At 62.2% G+C, this 16086-nt stretch carries 12 protein-coding genes and 7 pseudogenes; 9 read left to right on the forward strand and 10 right to left on the reverse strand.

Annotation, left to right across the window (positions count from 1 at the left end):
* Positions 1–142: 142 nt before the first annotated feature.
* Positions 143–346, reverse strand: a pseudogene (gene tnpB / locus QCE73_RS38580) (IS66 family insertion sequence element accessory protein TnpB); the annotation flags it as partial.
* Complete coding sequence (gene tnpA, locus QCE73_RS39540; protein ID WP_404989883.1) at positions 334–762, reverse strand: IS66-like element accessory protein TnpA; 429 nt, start codon at positions 760–762, stop codon at positions 334–336. The gene tnpA and the pseudogene tnpB, both read right to left, overlap by 13 nt.
* 424 nt (positions 763–1186) lie before the next feature.
* Here tnpA and QCE73_RS38590 point away from each other — a divergent pair.
* Positions 1187–1267 (forward strand): annotated as a pseudogene (locus QCE73_RS38590) (IS6 family transposase); the annotation flags it as partial.
* A gap of 42 nt (positions 1268–1309) precedes the next feature.
* Here the strand turns inward: QCE73_RS38590 and QCE73_RS38595 are convergent.
* The 4 genes from QCE73_RS38595 to QCE73_RS38610 form a co-directional block, all read right to left on the reverse strand.
* Positions 1310–2098, reverse strand: coding sequence for an SDR family oxidoreductase (locus QCE73_RS38595; protein ID WP_309886026.1), 789 nt, complete (start codon positions 2096–2098; stop codon positions 1310–1312).
* An 18-nt stretch (positions 2099–2116) separates the two neighbouring features.
* Positions 2117–3319 (reverse strand): alpha-hydroxy acid oxidase, encoded by a 1203-nt coding sequence (locus QCE73_RS38600; protein ID WP_309886028.1) that lies wholly within the window; start codon positions 3317–3319, stop codon positions 2117–2119.
* A 61-nt stretch (positions 3320–3380) separates the two neighbouring features.
* A complete protein-coding gene (locus QCE73_RS38605) occupies positions 3381–4685 on the reverse strand; it encodes an MFS transporter (RefSeq protein WP_309886030.1) in 1305 nt (434 codons plus the stop codon).
* Positions 4686–4744: 59 nt separating this feature from the next.
* On the reverse strand, positions 4745–5884 hold the full coding sequence (locus QCE73_RS38610) for an iron-containing alcohol dehydrogenase (protein WP_309886031.1): 1140 nt from the start codon (positions 5882–5884) through the stop codon (positions 4745–4747).
* Between the two features lie 175 nt (positions 5885–6059).
* Between QCE73_RS38610 and QCE73_RS38615 the strand changes: the two genes are divergently transcribed.
* Both QCE73_RS38615 and QCE73_RS38620 read left to right on the forward strand, forming a co-directional pair.
* Positions 6060–6998 (forward strand): LysR family transcriptional regulator, encoded by a 939-nt coding sequence (locus QCE73_RS38615; RefSeq protein WP_309886033.1) that lies wholly within the window; start codon positions 6060–6062, stop codon positions 6996–6998.
* Between the two features lie 274 nt (positions 6999–7272).
* The gene (locus QCE73_RS38620) at positions 7273–7407 is read left to right on the forward strand and encodes a hypothetical protein (RefSeq protein WP_309886035.1); all 135 of its coding nucleotides are present in this window, start codon (positions 7273–7275) and stop codon (positions 7405–7407) included.
* Between the two features lie 18 nt (positions 7408–7425).
* On the opposite strand, the pseudogene QCE73_RS38625 reads toward QCE73_RS38620, so the two are convergent.
* Positions 7426–9097, reverse strand: a pseudogene (locus QCE73_RS38625) (electron transfer flavoprotein-ubiquinone oxidoreductase).
* Between the two features lie 323 nt (positions 9098–9420).
* On the opposite strand from QCE73_RS38625, the gene QCE73_RS38630 reads away from it, so the two are divergent.
* Genes QCE73_RS38630 through QCE73_RS38650 form a run of 5 tightly spaced genes read left to right on the forward strand, consistent with a single transcriptional unit; the run spans position 9421 to position 12860 of the window.
* Positions 9421–10608 (forward strand): FAD-binding oxidoreductase, encoded by a 1188-nt coding sequence (locus tag QCE73_RS38630; RefSeq protein WP_309886037.1) that lies wholly within the window; start codon positions 9421–9423, stop codon positions 10606–10608.
* Position 10609: 1 nt separating this feature from the next.
* Positions 10610–10879: a HutD family protein gene (locus tag QCE73_RS38635; protein WP_309886038.1), complete on the forward strand. Its 270-nt coding sequence runs from the start codon at positions 10610–10612 to the stop codon at positions 10877–10879.
* A gap of 24 nt (positions 10880–10903) precedes the next feature.
* Complete coding sequence (locus QCE73_RS38640) at positions 10904–11152, forward strand: hypothetical protein (RefSeq protein WP_309886039.1); 249 nt, start codon at positions 10904–10906, stop codon at positions 11150–11152.
* Positions 11153–11180: 28 nt separating this feature from the next.
* Positions 11181–11930 carry an electron transfer flavoprotein subunit beta/FixA family protein gene (locus QCE73_RS38645; protein WP_309886041.1) on the forward strand — a complete coding sequence of 250 codons (750 nt, stop codon included), beginning with the start codon at positions 11181–11183 and terminating at the stop codon, positions 11928–11930.
* Positions 11931–12860 carry an FAD-binding protein gene (locus QCE73_RS38650; RefSeq protein ID WP_309886043.1) on the forward strand — a complete coding sequence of 310 codons (930 nt, stop codon included), beginning with the start codon at positions 11931–11933 and terminating at the stop codon, positions 12858–12860.
* 67 nt (positions 12861–12927) lie between these two features.
* Here QCE73_RS38650 and hutG read toward each other — a convergent pair.
* The 3 pseudogenes from hutG to QCE73_RS38665 all read right to left on the reverse strand — a co-directional run.
* A pseudogene (hutG, locus tag QCE73_RS38655) lies at positions 12928–13714 on the reverse strand (N-formylglutamate deformylase).
* Positions 13715–13883: 169 nt separating this feature from the next.
* Positions 13884–14075 (reverse strand): annotated as a pseudogene (locus QCE73_RS38660) (alpha-hydroxy-acid oxidizing protein); the annotation flags it as partial.
* Positions 13994–15062: pseudogene (locus tag QCE73_RS38665) on the reverse strand (3-oxoadipyl-CoA thiolase); the annotation flags it as partial. The pseudogenes QCE73_RS38660 and QCE73_RS38665, both read right to left, overlap by 82 nt.
* A gap of 74 nt (positions 15063–15136) precedes the next feature.
* On the opposite strand from QCE73_RS38665, the pseudogene QCE73_RS38670 reads away from it, so the two are divergent.
* Positions 15137–15987: pseudogene (locus tag QCE73_RS38670) on the forward strand (IS3 family transposase); the annotation flags it as partial.
* Positions 15988–16086: the final 99 nt, after the last annotated feature.

The following is a 16086-nucleotide window of genomic DNA, read 5'->3' on the forward strand; positions in this document are numbered from 1 at the left end:
TGAAGGCCTTGCTGTTCAAGCCGGTGAGCAATTCGGCGACCGCGCGGTTCGCTTCGGCCAGACTGAAGAAGCGCTGTTTGCGCAGTCGGGCGAGAATCCGGGGCCAGATAAACCGGCCTCGCTCCAATCGTTTTGCGAGCAGCCAGAGTCCATCGTCGGTCGCCCAAAGCAGCTTCACGAGATCGCCGCGGCGACCGCGGAAGATGAATACGTTGCCACCCAGCGGATTTTCTTCGAGCGCTGTCTGCACTTTCGCGGCCAGCCCCTGGAAGCCGCAGCGCATATCTGTCACGCCGGCCACGAGCCAAACGCGCGTACCTGCCGGCAGCGCGATCATTTCAGGCATTCCTGCAGGAACGCTTCAGCGCGCTCGGCAGACAGGCCGCGAATCCTCACACGCCGTTTGCCGATCTCCACCTCGATCTCGCACGCGGGCGCCGACATCGGTGCGCCGCTCGTCGCTTGCGACGCCACTGCCGGCTTAGGCGACCGCAGTACCAATGCCGAGTCGATCGAGTCGATCACGTCGACGCTCAGTAGCTTTGTGCTGGACACGCTCGGCCCAGCTTCGAGTGCAGGTATGATCAGCGTGCCTTCATGGTATTGCTTGCGCCATGCGAACACCACATTGGCGTTGATGTCGTGCCGTCGCGCAACAATCGACACCGACATGCCGGGTTCCAATGTCTCCCTGATCACCTGCTGCTTGAATTCTTGCGCATACGTGCGATGGGGATGCGTACGGCCCGCTGCGTTCGACATGGCTGACTGTCTCCGTCAAGCTGAACGCGCCCATCATGCGTCGGAATATTCAGCACTGGGAAACGGTTGTGCCGAGCCGCTTACGGAGTAACCGGAGTCTAAGACGCCATATTTTTCCTTGTCAACTGCGGTCAAAATTGGCGGGGCCGCGCCAAAGTCGGCTGAGCGGGAGCATGAAGTCGATTTAGCGCGCTCCGATGGGTGAAGCGGAGGAAGTCCGCAACATTGTCTGAGTGATCCAAACAGCGTTTCAACCCGCCACCGCACTCGCGACGGATCGGGCAGCGATGCTTCGCCGGTCGATTTGCCCCATGAGATGAGGAGATGCCGCGCGTTAATATGTGAGCCGTCTCACTTTCAATTTTAGTTAGGTATCCGTTATACCGAAGTAAGTGTTTCCTCATCGCACGAAAAAGGGATGAGGGCCGCGCTGGATGTCCTCAACGCGGAGCGGGAAACACCGATCAAGATTCGCCAGAACAAGTATCTGAACAATGTTGTCGATTAAGAAGCCTCTCACCCCGGAGGCTGGCGCATCCCACCGAACTCAAAACGTGCCCGGAAACGATCCCCCATCCATCAGGATGTTCTGACCTGTCAGGTAGCCCGCGTGTCCGCTGCACAGGAAAGCGCACATCGCGCCGAACTCCTGGGCCGTGCCGAATCTCGCCACCGGTATTGCCTGACGCTTCGCTTCGAGCACGGCGTCATACGCCTTCCCCTGCGCGGTAGCGGTCGCTTCCGTGGACTGCTTCAGGCGGTCGGTATCGAACAAGCCCGGCATCAGATTGTTGATCGTCACGTTATGCTCCGCGATCCGCTTCTGCCGGGCCAGACCCGCAACAAAGCCGGTCAGGCCGGAGCGCGCGCCATTGGACAACCCGAGCACATCGATCGGCGCTTTCACCGCAGCCGATGTGATGTTGACGATCCGGCCGAAGCCGCGCTCGGCCATCGTATCCACGGTGGCGCGCATCAGTTCGATCGCCGTCAGCATGTTCGCATCCAGCGCCGCGATCCAGTCGTCTCGGGTCCAGTCGCGAAAATCGCCGGGCGGCGGGCCTCCCGCATTGTTGATCAGGATGTCGATGCGCGGCGCCGCGCTCAATGCCTGCATCCGTCCGGCGCTCGTCGTAATGTCGCCCGCCACGGCGATCACCTGAACCCGGGGATTCAACTGCCGCAGCCCGGCTGCCGTCGATGCCAGCGCGTCCGCGCCGCGCGCCGTCACCACCACGTTGACGCCTTCGGCGACCAGCGCTTCGGCGCAGCCCTTGCCGAGCCCCTTGCTCGCAGCACAAACGAGCGCCCATTTATCCTCGATTTGTAAATCCATGGCGTGTCCAATGTCCAATCAAATGACAGATTCTCCTCGTTGAGTCATGGCCCCGGCCATGCGCGCGCGGAAAGCCTGTGCGACGTGCGGCTCGTGAAAGTTGTGCGGCCCGATCTCGTCGACCGACCTGACGCCGGTCAGCGCCATCGTCACATCGAGTTCGTTTCGCAGAATTTCGAGCATGCGCGTGACGCCGGGTTCGCCCATCGCGCCGAGCGCATACATGAAAGCACGGCCGACCATCGTGCCCTTTGCGCCCAGCGCGAGCGCCTTCATCACATCCTGACCGGTGCGGATGCCGCCATCGACCCACACTTCGGTGGCGTCGCCCACGGCATCGACCACGGCGGGCAAGGCCTCGACCGTGGAGGGCGCGCCGTCGAGCTGCCGTCCGCCATGATTGCTGACGACGATGGCGTCCGCGCCCAGCGAAGCCGCCATGCGCGCATCCTCGGCGCACATGATGCCCTTGAGCACCAGCTTGCCGGGCCAGAGACTGCGGATATGCGCGATGTCGTTCCAGTCGAGACTCGGATCAAATTGCGATGCGACCCACTTGCTGATCGCGATCACGTCTTCACCGCCCTTGATGAAGCCAGCGAGATTGCCGAAGTTGCGTCGGCCTGACACCGCGCGCATGACCCAGCCCGGCTTGCGCAGAAAGTCCAGCAGGTTCGCTGCCGTCAGGCGCGGCGGTACGGTCATGCCGTTCTTGAGATCCTTATGACGTTGCCCGTTGATCTGCAGATCGAGCGTGACCACCAGCGCCGAACAGCCGGCGGCCTTTGCGCGCTCGATCAGCGACTGGTTGAAGCCCCGGTCGCGCATGACGTAGAGCTGAAACCAGAACGGCGCTTTCGTATGGCTCGCAACGTCCTCAATCGAACAGATACTTACGGTCGAGAGCGTGAACGGCACGCCGAAGCGCTCGGCCGCACGTGCACCCAGGATCTCGCCGTTGGCCCATTGCATGCCCGTGAGTCCGGTCGGCGCAATGGCGACGGGCATCGCGACCCGCTGCCCGAGTATCGTGCTTGCGGTGCTGCGCCCTTCCACATTCACGCCCACGCGCTGCTTGAGCGTCAGCCGGGAGAACGCGCGACCGTTTTCGCGATAAGTCGATTCGGTGTACGAGCCACTGTCCACGTAATCGTAGAACGCCTTGGGCACCCGCTTCTTCGCCATGACGCGAAGGTCTTCCACACACGTTACTGTTCGCATCGAAACTCGAACTCCGACATAGATCTTTTCAAAAGGCACGCAGTCCGGTATGGCGTGCGAATCAGGAGAGCGCGCCGACGGCCGTTTCACCGGCCTCTTCCGGCACCGCGACCGGCTGGTGCACGAGCAGTAGATACGCCACCGCCGAGAGCAGCGCGATGACCGCGCTCACGATCAGCGAGGCGACGAACGAATGCGTCCGATCCACGACGATGCCGGTGACGATCGGCGCGGCCGAGCCGGCCAGGAAGCCGCCGAAGTTCTGGATGCCGCCGAGCGAAGCCACTGCCTGGCGCGGCGCGGCGATCGAGATCAGCGACCACGCGCCGCCCGATGCCAGATTGATAAAGAACATCGCGCCCGAGATGTAGATCACGGCAAGCGTGGTGGACGGCGTCAGCGCCGCCGGAACGGTGAACGCCGCCGCGCCCCCGAGACCGACGCAGATCGGCCACTTGCGGCTCGTGATCGCCTGCAGGCCCCTGCGGTACAGGCAGTCTGCCGTGAAGCCGCTGCTCAGCATGCCAAGCGTGCCGAAGACGTAGGGAATCGAAACGACCCAGCCCGCCTTCGCGATGCTCAGGCCGCGTTCGTGTTCGAGATAGGCCGGCAGCCACGTGAGGTACAACCACACGGTATAGATGACGCCCATGAAGCCGAAGAAGATGCCCCACGTCGTCTTCTGGCGGAACAGTCCGCGCCATTGCGCGCCGCTGAGCGGCTTGCTGTTCTCATTTTCCTGCGAGTCCTGATTCAGATAGGCGGTTTCCTCTGCCGCGAGTTTGACTTCGTCGCGATTGCGATAGGCGACATACCAGCCGATCGCCACGATGACGCCGAACACGCCCGTCGCGAAGAACATGTGGCGCCAGCCGAGCGTGAGCATCATGGCGGTGAGGATAGGCGGCGCGATGGCGGGGCCCACGGTCGTCGATGCGACGAAGATACCGGTCGGCGCGCCGCGGTCGCGCACCGCGAACCACTCGCCAATGACCTTCGCGCCGGCGGGGAACTGCGGCGCCTCGCCGATGCCGAGACACACGCGCGCAAGGAAAAACTGCTGAATATTGCCGACGAACCCGCAGCAGGCCTGCGCGACCGACCACAGGATCATGCCCCAGCCCAGCATCACGCGCGCGCCGAAACGGTCGAGCATTGCGCCGACCGGTAGTTGCGCGAACGCATAGGCGAGCGAGAAGGCTGACAGCAGCAGGCCCATCTGCGATGCGCTCATGCCCATCTCCCCGCGAATCACGCTATTCGCGATGGACAGCGCGCTGCGATCCAGATAGTTGATGCTGCCCGCGAGAGTCAGAAAGAAGATCGAAATGCGCTGGATCCGTACGATCCGTTTGCTCTTGTTCATGCGGTGTCTCCGTCCGTGTCATCCGCGGACGCCTCGTTGGCCGGGCGTCCATCTCTTTGTCAGTACGACGCTTCCAGCAAGTCGAGGTAATCGGCTTCCGATGCTTCGCGCGGATTGGTCTTGTGACTGTGATCCTTGAGCGCGCCCGACACGATGCGCGGAAACATGTCGCGCGTTACGCTCAGCGCCCGAAGGCCGGTCGGCAAGCCGAGGCGTGCCGTCATGTCGCGCAGCGCCGACGAAATCTCCGTTTCTTGACGCAACTGCATGGCGCTCGCCATGCGCTCCATCTTCGCTTCGTCGCGCATCGAGGGAGCGCTTCGGTTGAACTCCACGACCGCCGGCAGAAAGATTGCATTGAGCGTGCCGTGATGCAGTCGCGGGTCGATTCCGCCGAGCGAATGGCTCAGGCTATGGACGCAGCCCAGTCCCTTCTGGAAAGCGAGTGCGCCTTCCATCGAAGCCATCATCATGTTTTCCCGCGCGGTCTGGTCGGTCGGCTCTATCGTGGCCCGTTCGATGTGCGCCCAGGCTCGCCGCAAGCCGTCCAGCGCGATGCCGTCGGCCGGCGGGTTGCGCATCGGCGACATGAACGTTTCCAGACAGTGGGCGATTGCATCCATGCCGGTGGCGGCGGTGAGCTGCGGCGGCAGGCCGACCGTCAGGCCGGGATCGCAGATCGCGACCTTCGGCACCACATGCGGCGAGATCACGCCCACCTTGCGGCCGTCGTCCAGGATCAGGATGGCGCCGCGTCCTACCTCGCTGCCGGTGCCGGCCGTGGTCGGCACTGCGATCACTGGCGCCGTCTTGGATGTGATCCGGCTCGCCCCGCCCTCGATGACGGCGAAGCTCTGGAGCGGGCCTTCGTGCGTCGCGCAGACGGCCACGCCCTTCGCGAGATCGATCGACGAGCCGCCGCCCACTGCGATGATGCCGTCGCATTCCGCTTGCCTGTACAACGCGACCGCTTCGCGCACCGCTGCTTCGTTGGGATTCGGCGGGGTTGCGTCGTAGATCATTTCGCCGTCGGCGCGCTCCAGCACCGCCAGCACTTTGTCGAGAATCCCTGCGGCACGAATGCCCCGATCCGTGACGATCAGTGGCCGCCGGATCGCAAGGCGCTCGCATTCGCTCTTCAGCAGGTTCACTGCGCCGAAGTCGAACTGGATCTGCGTAACGTAGTTGATGAGAGACATGATGATGACCTTCCGTTATAGTTCCCGACACTCGACGCGCTGTCGATTTGCGCTGCCCATCTTCCGGAAAAATCGAGCGGCAACGTTCATGCGTTCTTTCGCCGAAGTATAGGGAGCGGCGCATCGGAGCAAAACTGAGAAGTTTTCATGCTGATATAACTGCCTCTCAAGTCTCATGACGCCCACTCTGAACTCCATCGCTTCGCGCCTTCACGTCAAGCAGCTCAGGCTGCTGGTTGCGCTAGCCGATCATGGTTCGCTTCTGAAGGCGGCCAATCAAGTCGGCTTGACCCAACCGGGCGCAAGCAAGGCGCTTCAGGAAATAGAAACCACCTTTGGAACTGCACTCTTCACGCGCACGCGGCGCGGGCTCGAAGCGAATGACGCGGGACATTGCGCGATCCGCTATGCGCGGCTGATCTACACCGATCTGTCGCACATGCGGGAAGAGATCGCGGGCATTCTGCGGGGACATGGCGGACGCGTCGCGGTCGGCGTCATCATGGGCGCCGTGCCTTTGCTGACGCGGGCCGTGTCTGCGCTGATTGCACGGCAGCCTGAGATGTCCGTCGAGATCATCGAGGACGCCAGCGAGACGCTCTTGAGTCTCATCGATGCGGGAAGGCTGGATCTCGCGATCTGCCGAACATCGGTCAGCCCGAATCCGGACATGTACGAGAGCATCAAGCTGCAGGACGAGACGCTCGCGGTCGTGGCGAACGTGCAGCATCCGTTGCGCAAGGCGAAGAAGGTGACGCTCCGCGATCTGGCCGCGTACCGATGGGTGGTCTATCGCGCGAACATGCCCATGCGGGTGCTGCTCGAGCGCGAATTCCAGCAAGCCGCGATTCGCTTTCCGTCGAGCTTGCTGGAGACGACGTCGGCTTTCGCGACACTGAGCCTGCTTCAGGACAATCCATCGTTCGTGGCGCTGGTGTCCATCGACGTCGCTCAGTTCTTCGTCAGGCACGAAGCCACGCGCATCCTGCCGCTGTCGTTCACGTCGCGCAGCGAACCCTATGAACTCGTTACGACGCGCGGCTCGCCGCTGTCGCAGGGCGCGCGGCTGCTGCGCAACGAACTGGTTGAGGGAAGCGAGGTGTCGCGTGATTGATACCGCTGCGGGGCGCGGGCAATCTACGCTTACTTTTTCGAGCCTCATGCAAACTCGACGACTTGTCACGGCGTCGAGGTGACCGAGCGCCATGAAGCTCCGTGGACGCGGCTTGAGCGCGTCTTGCGGTCGCGATCTATTTTCGCTTCGGGGTGTAAGCGTGGACCGCATGCGCGTGGTGGTGGAAACAGGTCGGAGCTGTGCGTTATGGCGCCCGCTGACAGAGCTGCATCGCTCGTTCTATCTGGCTTACCGGTAAAACGAACTAGGCTGCTTGCCCGCCAATCGCTACGATTTGTTCCGCAATGCCTTCGAACGGCAAGTGGCGGTCGATATTGGTGAGGCGTTGTCCATCGATCCGCGCAGCATTTTCGTTATGGAGCAGGAAACGCTGAACATGGAGTCGTGACACGCTCGGCATGCTCGCCTACATGCCCGGATAGGTCGGCCCGCCGCCGCCTTCCGGCGTCACCCACACGATATTCTGCGTCGGGTCTTTGATATCGCAGGTTTTGCAATGCACGCAGTTCTGCGCGTTGATGACGAGAGCCGTGTCGCCCGCCGCGTTCTCGCGAAACTCATACACGCCAGCCGGACAAAAGCGCGCTTCCGGCCCCGCATATTCCTTCAGATTGATATCGACGGGCACGGCCGCATCCTTGAGCGTCAGATGCGCGGGCTGATTCTCTTCATGATTCGTGTTCGATAAAAACACCGACGACAGACGGTCGAACGTGAGCTTGCCATCCGGCTTCGGATACTCGATCGGCCTGCATGCCGATGCAGGTTTGAGCGTCGTATGATCCGCATGCGCGTGATGCAGCGTCCACGGCACGCGCCCGCCCAACAGCTTCTGTTCGACTCCGACCATCAGCGATCCCAGGTACAGGCCTTTGCTCATCCATTGCTTGAAATTGCGCGCGCGATGCAGTTCTTCCTTGAGCCACGAGCGATCGAAAGCCTGCGCATATTCGACCAGCACATCGTGCTGACGGCCCGCATGGATGGCATCAAACGCGGCTTCGGCGGCCATCTTGCCGGTCGCAATCGCTGCATGGCTGCCCTTGATACGCGATGCGTTCAGAAAGCCCGCTTCGCAGCCAATCATCGCGCCGCCGGGAAACACGAAGTTCGGCAGCGACATCAATCCGCCCGCTGCGATGGCGCGCGCGCCGTACGACACGCGCTTGCCGCCATCGAGAAACTTGCGGATTTCCGGATGCGTCTTGTAGCGCTGAAACTCCTCGAACGGCGACAGATACGGATTGTCATAGCCTAGCCCAACCACGAAGCCGACCACGATCTGATTGTCGTCGAGGTGATAGAGAAACGAACCGCCGTAAGTATCGCTGTCGAGCGGCGAGCCCGCCGTGTGAATGACCAGTCCCGGCTGATGCAGTTCCGGATCGATCTCCCATACTTCCTTGATGCCCAGTCCGTAGACTTGCGGATCGACGCCATTGCGAAGATCGAAGCGATCCATCAACTGACGTCCGAGATGGCCGAGCGCGCCTTCGGCGAAGAGCGTGTATCTGGCATGCAGTTCCATGCCCAGCTGAAAATTCGCGGTCGGCTCGCCATCCTTGCCGATACCCATGTTGCCTGTCGCCACGCCGCGCACTTCGCCGCGTTCGCCGTACAGCACTTCCGCCGCCGGGAAGCCCGCAAAAATCTCGACACCGAGCGCTTCCGCTTGCTGTGCCATCCAGCGCGCCACATTGCCCAAACGCACGATGTAATTGCCGTGATTTCTGAAGCCATCGGGCAACAGCCAGTTCGGCACTTGCCGTGCGCGATCCTTGCTAAGGAAAAGGAAACGGTCTTCGCTCACTTCGACATCGAGCGGCGCGCCTTGCGCTTTCCAGTCGGGAAACAGTTCATTCAAGGCGCGGGTCCATGACCGCGCCGGACAGCGTGTGCGCGCCGACTTCGGAACCCTTTTCCAGCACGCAAACGGAGACGTCATCGCCGCGCGACTGCGCAAGCTGCTTCAGGCGAATTGCGGCGGAAAGCCCCGCCGGTCCTCCGCCGACGATGACGACGTCGTATTCCATGAATTCACGAGGGCCATATTGCTCGATAAGAGACGCAGTATTCATTCGGCTTGGGACGGGAGTCGTTATGTTGACGAGCATCGTAGACGCCGGGTGCGCCAATGCTGCGCGACATAACGGCTTCTTATGCTGCATTCAACGCGCAGTAGCGTTTTCTGCGGCTTTTCCTGGCCGTTGAGCGCTGCCGGCCGGGACTTTCATCGATTACCGGCATGCGCGTGACGAACCCTGCGCCACCGCAATTTCGCCCCGCGCTTTTGCTAAAAATCGATTCTGCTTATATTGCCGCCCTCGCCGTTTTGCCGATCCACACTTCCCTCACACCTGCCTGAAATGGCTCAAAAAAGGCTAAGAGAAGGAAGCAGATAGTGAACTCATATGACGTTGTTGTGATTGGTGCGGGAGTCATCGGCAGTTCGGTGGCGTTCCAGCTGGCGAAGCTCGGCGCGAAGAATGTGCTCGTGCTCGATCGCGGCACCATCGGCGCCGGAACGACATCGCAATCGTCGGGCATCTTGCGCACGCATTACTCCGTGAAAGAAAACGTGGAAATGGCGCGCAAATCGTGGGATGTCTTCAACAATTTCGCGGCCTATCTGGGCGATGACGATGCCTCCTGCGGTCTCGTCAAATGCGGCTACATGATCGTTTCCGGCGATGACGACAAGCTCGAACCGCTGCGCGCATCGCTCGATCAGCAAAAGGAACAGGGTATTCCGCTCGAATTCCTGAGCCGCCAGCAAGCGAACGAACTGCTGCCGATCGCGCAATTCGACGATGCCGCGCTCATCGGTTACGAGCCGGAAGCCGGTTTCGCCGATGCGTATCTCGTCGCGACCAGCTTTGCGCGCGCCGCGCGCCGTGGCGGCGTGACGATCAGAGAGAACGCATCGGTCAACAAGTTGCTGATCGAGAATGGCAAGGTGGTCGGGGTATCGACGAGCATCGGCGACTTCAAGACGCCGATGGTCATCAGCACGCAGAACATCTGGACGCCGGAACTCGCGGGCATGACCGGCCGCGAACTGCCGGTCATGCCGGAGCGCCACGCCGTGCTCGCGCTCGAATGCGACGCGGCCAAATACAGTTTCTCGATGCCCGTGTTCAAGGATCTCGCATCGCCGGGCATGCTGTACTGCCGCAGCTACGGCGGCAATCAGATGCTAGTGAGCGAAGGCGTCGTCGGGGAAAAGCTGAACGCGGCCGAAACCGAACAGGGCGATATTCCAATCGACTATGTCGTCGAAGTCGGCACGCAGGTCGCGGAGCGCTTTCCGTCGTACGAGACGGCGGGCATTGCCTCGTCGTGGACCGGCGTGTACGACGTCACGCCCGACTGGAATCCGGTGCTCGGCAAGCTGCCCGGCATCGAAGGACTGGCGGTGGGTTACGGCTTCTCGGGGCACGGCTTCAAGCTCTCGCCGACCGTCGGACGCGTGCTGGCGCAAGAGGCGCTCGGCCTGCCGACGGATGTGTCGCTCAAGCCGTATTCCATCGACCGATTCGCGAGCGGCGAACTCCTGACCGGCAAATATGGACTTGGCGCGGTGTCGTGACATGGACGGCATGATCGTGCGGCGTATCGATTCGATCGCGCCGGAGCCGTGGCGCAACGGCGGCGGCATGACACGCGCCGTGGCGCAACACGGCGATGACTGGCGCGTGAGCATCGCCGAAGTCGAAAGCGACGGGCCGTATTCGCGCTTCGACGATATTGCGCGAATCTCGCTCGTCTTGCGCGGACACGGCGTGGTGCTTCGCCACGACGATGACACCGTGCTGCTCAAGCGCTTCGAAGCGGTCGAATACGACGGCGGCGCGGCGTGACAGGCCACGCTTGTCGATCGTCCCGTGACCGCGCTGAACGTGATGACGCGAAACGGCCTTTATCGCGCGCATGTGCAGGCGATGGTGCAGGCCGTCACGCAAAAGACGGGATGCGTCGCGATCATCCTGGCGTTCGATGGCGCGTGCCGTTGCGATGCGTTCGCCATTGATGCGGGACATGTCGCCGTGATCGAAGACGTGACTCAGCCGATGCGCATCGAAGCCGTATATGGCACGTCTTTTCTCGTCACGCTCGAACGCGTGATGCAGTGAACGAACCTGAACCTTACGGGATCATCCAATGAAAGTAATGACCGCAGTGAAACGCGTCGTGGACTACAACGTCAAGGTGCGCGTGAAGTCGGACCAGAGCGGCGTCGAGATCGGCAACGTCAAGATGTCGATGAACCCGTTCGATGAAATCGCGACCGAAGCCGCTGTGCGCCTGAAAGAAGCGGGCACGGCAAGCGAAGTGATTGCAGTATCGTGCGGCGTGACGCAAAGCCAGGAAACGCTGCGCACGGCGCTTGCCATCGGCGCGGATCGCGGCGTGCTCGTCGAAACCGATATCGAGCTTCAACCGCTCGCGGTCGCGAAGCTGCTGAAGGCGGTCATCGATAGGGAAGCGCCGCAACTCGTGATTCTCGGCAAGCAGGCGATCGACGACGACGCCGGTCAGACGGGCCAGATGTTCGCCGCCCTGCTCGACTGGCCGCAAGCGACATTCGCAAGCAACATCGAAATAAGCGGTGAAAAAGCCATCGTCACGCGTGAAGTGGATGGCGGACTCGAAGTGGTATCGCTGACGTTGCCTGCAATCGTCACGACGGATCTGCGGCTGAACGAGCCGCGTTATGTGACGCTGCCGAACATCATGAAAGCGAAGAAAAAGCCGATCGATACGCTCAAACCCGCAGACCTCGATGTCGATCCCGCGCCGCGGCTGAAGACGCTGAAAGTCGTCGAACCGCCGGTCCGCAAGGCGGGTGTGATGGTGCCGGACGTCGCGACGCTGGTCGAAAAACTCAAGAACGAAGCCAAGGTAATCTGAATGACGACCCTCGTAATTGCCGAACACGATAACGCTCAATTGAAGAGCGCGACGCTGCACACGGTGGCTGCTGCGAGCAGGCTGGCGAACGGCGTGCATGTGCTGATCGCGGGAAGCGGCGCGCACGCCGTCGCCAAAGCCGCCGCGCGGATTCCGGGCGTCGAGAAGGTGCTGCTCGCGGATGCGCCGCATCTCGCCGATGCACTCGCCGAGAATATCGCCCCGCAGGTCGTATCGCTGGCGAAGGACTATACGCATGTGTTGTTTCCGGCCACGGCGGCGGGCAAGAACGCGGCGCCGCGTGTGGCCGCCAAGCTGGATGCATCGCAGATATCCGATGTGATCGCCGTCGATTCCGCCGATACGTTCCAGCGTCCGATCTACGCGGGCAACGCCATCGCCACGGTGCAATCGAACGATGCGGTGAAGGTCGCGACCATCCGTACGACCGCGTTCGACTCGGTCGCGTCGAGCGGCGGCAATGCGGCGGTGATCGAAGTGCCCGCCGTCGCGGATTCGGGCCTGTCGAGCTTCGTGCGCCGCGAGATTGCCACGAGCGACAAGCCGGAATTGACTGCGGCGCGCGTGGTGGTATCGGGCGGACGTGGCCTGGGCAGCGCGGAGAACTTCGCCCTGCTCGATCCGCTCGCGCAGAAACTGGGCGCGGCGGTCGGGGCGTCGCGTGCGGCGGTGGATTCCGGCTATGCGGCGAACGATCTGCAGGTCGGTCAGACGGGCAAGATCGTCGCGCCCGAGTTGTATGTCGCGGTCGGCATCTCAGGCGCGATTCAACATCTGGCGGGGATGAAGGACTCGAAGGTGATCGTCGCGGTGAACAAGGATGCGGACGCACCGATTTTCGGCGTCGCGGATTATGGGCTGGTAGGGGATCTGTTCGAGGTCGTGCCGGAGCTGGTAAAGGCGGTTTGAGGAATGGGACGAGTCGCCGCGTGGAGTGAATCCCACGCGGCGTCACACGCCGCGGCGGTCCCTGCGCTCAGCCCCGCACCACGCCCAGCGCTGCCATCACCATCTTCTCCACCACCGGCTGCACCTTTTCCGCCAAATCCGGCCGATACCCAAACGGCGCGGTTTCATCCATATATGTGGACTGGCACATTTCCAGTTGCACGGCATGCACGCCCTGCTCCGGCTGCCCGCGTGATATACCCGCCCTTGAACCGCCCATTCGCGATCCACGTGTACGGCTGATCGCTTAACGTCGCCGTAATCGCATCGAGCACGGCAGGCCCGGCACTCGCCCCCGAATTCGTGCCGATGTTCAAATCCGGCAGCTTGCCTTCGAACAGACGCGGCAACACGCTTGCAATCGAATGTGCTTCCCACAGCAGCACCGCGCCGAACTCCGCCTTCAGCCGCGCAATCTCGTCACGCAATCTATTATGATACGGAGTCCAAAACGTCTCCAGCCGATGCCGCGCATCCGCTTCATCCGGCCCACGTCCATTGCGATACAACGGCTCGCCGCGAAACGTCTCGGTCGGATAAAGCCCTGTCGTCGTCTGACCGGGATAAAGACTTTCGCCGCTCGCCGGCCGGTTCAAATCCACCACGTAGCGCGAATACCGCGCGCCCAGCACCGATGCGCCCGCGCGCGCCGCGAAGTCGTAAAGCCGGTCCAGATGCCAGTCGGTATCCGCGACGTCTTCGGCGGCATCGGTCAATTGATCGCGGATATCGGCGGGAATCTGCGTACCGAGATGAGGGATGGAAATCAGCAAGGGAATGCTGCCCCGCTGAAAATGAAACAGGTCGCCTGTCACGGGCTTTTCTACATGTGTGTCGATGATTCCTCGACCGGGCGCGTTGCAGGGCTCGCCCAATGCGGATCGAGGAACGATGAATCCAGTTGCGCGATGCGCGGACAGCCCAGCAGGGCATGCAGATTTCGAGCTCGTTGCGCAGCATCGAAAGAATATCGGCGACGCCATCGTGGCCGCGCACCGCGAGGCCGTACAGCGGCGCGCGGCCAAGCAACACGCCCTGCGCACCCAGCGCAACGGCTTTGGCGATATCGCTGCCGCGACGCACGCCGCCATCGATCAGGACATGCGCATGAGAAGGCGCGTTAGCCGCGACTTCCGGAAGGATTTCGAGCGCGCTGCGCAGCCCACGCCGGTGCACATTGTGCAGAGCACATAGCGGCCTTGCGTGCGTAGCAACTGATAGCTCGCGGTAGTGACGAGGCGCGCGCCGCTCATGCCGAGCGGGTGGCCCCGCGCGATTGCGCCGCCCATTCGGATTGACGCGCGGATCGTCGTCGGCGACGCCGAGCATGCGCAGCACCGCAAGACCTTGCGACGCGAATGCCTCGTTGAGTTCAATCACGTCGAACTGATCGATCGTCATGTTCAGGCGCGTGAGCAACTTCCCGGTCGCAGGCGCAGGTCCAATGCCCATAACGCGAGGCGCAACGCCAGCGGTCGCCATGCCAAGGATGCGCGCGCGCGGCACAAGACCGAAGCGCTTCGCACTGGCTTCGTCAGCGAGTATCAGCGCCGCCGCGCCATCGTTGACGCCCGACGCGTTGCCGGCCGTCACACTACCGTCCGGGCGGACGACGCCCTTTAGTTTAGCCAGGGCTTCCAGGCTCGTTTGGCGCGGATGCTCGTCCTGCATCACGACGAGCGGATCGCCCTTTTTCTGCGTGATCGTCACCGGCACGATCTCTTGCGCGAGTGTGCCGTCCGTTTGCGCGCGCGACGCCTTCTGTTGACTGCGCAGCGCGAACGCGTCCTGATCTGCGCGACTCACATTGAAGTCGTCAGCGACGTTCTCTGCGGTTTCGGGCATCGAGTCGACACCGTACTGTTTTTTCATCAGCGGGTTGACGAAGCGCCAGCCGATGGTCGTATCGTGAATGTCGGCCTGGCGTGAGAATGCCGAACTCGCCTTGCCCTGCACGAACGGCGCCCGGCTCATGCTTTCCACGCCGCCCGCAATCAAAAGCCCTGCCTCACCCGACCTGATAGCACGCGCAGCAACGCCGATCGCGTCCATCCCCGAGCCGCATAAACGGTTGACCGTGGTGCCCGGCACGCCCTGCGGCAGGCCTGCGAGCAGTGCCGACATGCGTGCAACGTTGCGATTGTCTTCGCCAGAGGTGGCCGCGCGAATTCGGACAGCGGGATAGGTGGAACGCCCGGGGCTTAGCCAGCGATAATGCAGGCAAAGGAACCGAGGACATGACGAAGAGAACCCGACGCACGCACTCAGCGGCGTTCAAAGCGAAAGTGGCGCTGGCGGCAGTCAAAGGCGAGCGCACGCTGGCCGAGCTAGCGCAGCAGTTTGATGTGCACCCGAACCAGATCACGGAATGGAAACGGCAGTTGCAGGAGCGTGCGGCCGACGTGTTTGGAACGGCGGGCGTGGCATCGAATGAGCCGCCGGTAGACGTGAAGACCCTACACGCCAAGATCGGCCAGCTTTCTCTGGAAAATGATTTTTTAAGCGGCGCGCTCAACAAGGCGGGATTGCTGAGCGCAAAGCGATGATTGACCGTGGCCATCAGTTACCGGTGTCGCAGCAAGCAAAGCTTGTCGGCATTGCCAGATCGAGTGCGTACTATCGGCCGCCGCAGGTCAGCGAGGTTGACCAGAACTTGATGCGCCGGATCGACGAGCTGCACCTGGAGTTTCCGTTCGCCGGAGCGCGAATGCTGGTCCGTCTGTTGCGCCGGGAAGGCCATGGGGTGGGTCGCCGTCGCGTGCGCACGCTCATGAAGCGTATGGGTGTGGAAGCGCTTTACTGCAAGCCGAACACAAGCCGACGCAACTCGCAGCACAAGGTTTGGCCGTATCTGCTGCGCGGCATGAAGATAGAGCGCGCCAATCAGGTGTTCGCGCTCGACACGACATACATTCCCATGGCGCGTGGCTTCGTCTATTTGACGGCGGTAGTCGATTGGGCGAGTCGCAAGGTTCTTGCACACCGGGTGGCTATTACGCTGGAGGCGATACATGCGGTGGAGGCGCTGGAAGAAGCATTCGCCCGCTACGGGCTGCCAGACATCGTGAACACCGATCAGGGTAGCCAGGGCGGATTCAACCGGTCGTCGCAACACCTTTGATCGCGGAGGTGTTGCATGGTGCGAAGTGCAAAGCAGGTGTATCGCTTGACAGGGCGAGCGGCGATG

This window comes from Caballeronia sp. LZ029 (genome assembly GCF_031451275.1).
GTDB lineage: Bacteria > Pseudomonadota > Gammaproteobacteria > Burkholderiales > Burkholderiaceae > Caballeronia > Caballeronia jiangsuensis.

Excerpts from the sequence above, each read along its gene's own strand:
- QCE73_RS38650 (WP_309886043.1), top strand. The coding sequence starts at position 11,931 with ATGACGACCCTCGTAATTGCCGAACACGATAACGCTCAATTGAAGAGC.
- QCE73_RS38600 (WP_309886028.1), bottom strand. The coding sequence starts at position 3,319 with ATGCGAACAGTAACGTGTGTGGAAGACCTTCGCGTCATGGCGAAGAAG.
- QCE73_RS38645 (WP_309886041.1), top strand. The coding sequence starts at position 11,181 with ATGAAAGTAATGACCGCAGTGAAACGCGTCGTGGACTACAACGTCAAG.
- QCE73_RS38635 (WP_309886038.1), top strand. The coding sequence starts at position 10,610 with ATGGACGGCATGATCGTGCGGCGTATCGATTCGATCGCGCCGGAGCCG.
- QCE73_RS38595 (WP_309886026.1), bottom strand. The coding sequence starts at position 2,098 with ATGGATTTACAAATCGAGGATAAATGGGCGCTCGTTTGTGCTGCGAGC.
- QCE73_RS38615 (WP_309886033.1), top strand. The coding sequence starts at position 6,060 with ATGACGCCCACTCTGAACTCCATCGCTTCGCGCCTTCACGTCAAGCAG.
- QCE73_RS38610 (WP_309886031.1), bottom strand. The coding sequence starts at position 5,884 with ATGTCTCTCATCAACTACGTTACGCAGATCCAGTTCGACTTCGGCGCA.
- QCE73_RS38605 (WP_309886030.1), bottom strand. The coding sequence starts at position 4,685 with ATGAACAAGAGCAAACGGATCGTACGGATCCAGCGCATTTCGATCTTC.
- tnpA (WP_404989883.1), bottom strand. The coding sequence starts at position 762 with ATGTCGAACGCAGCGGGCCGTACGCATCCCCATCGCACGTATGCGCAA.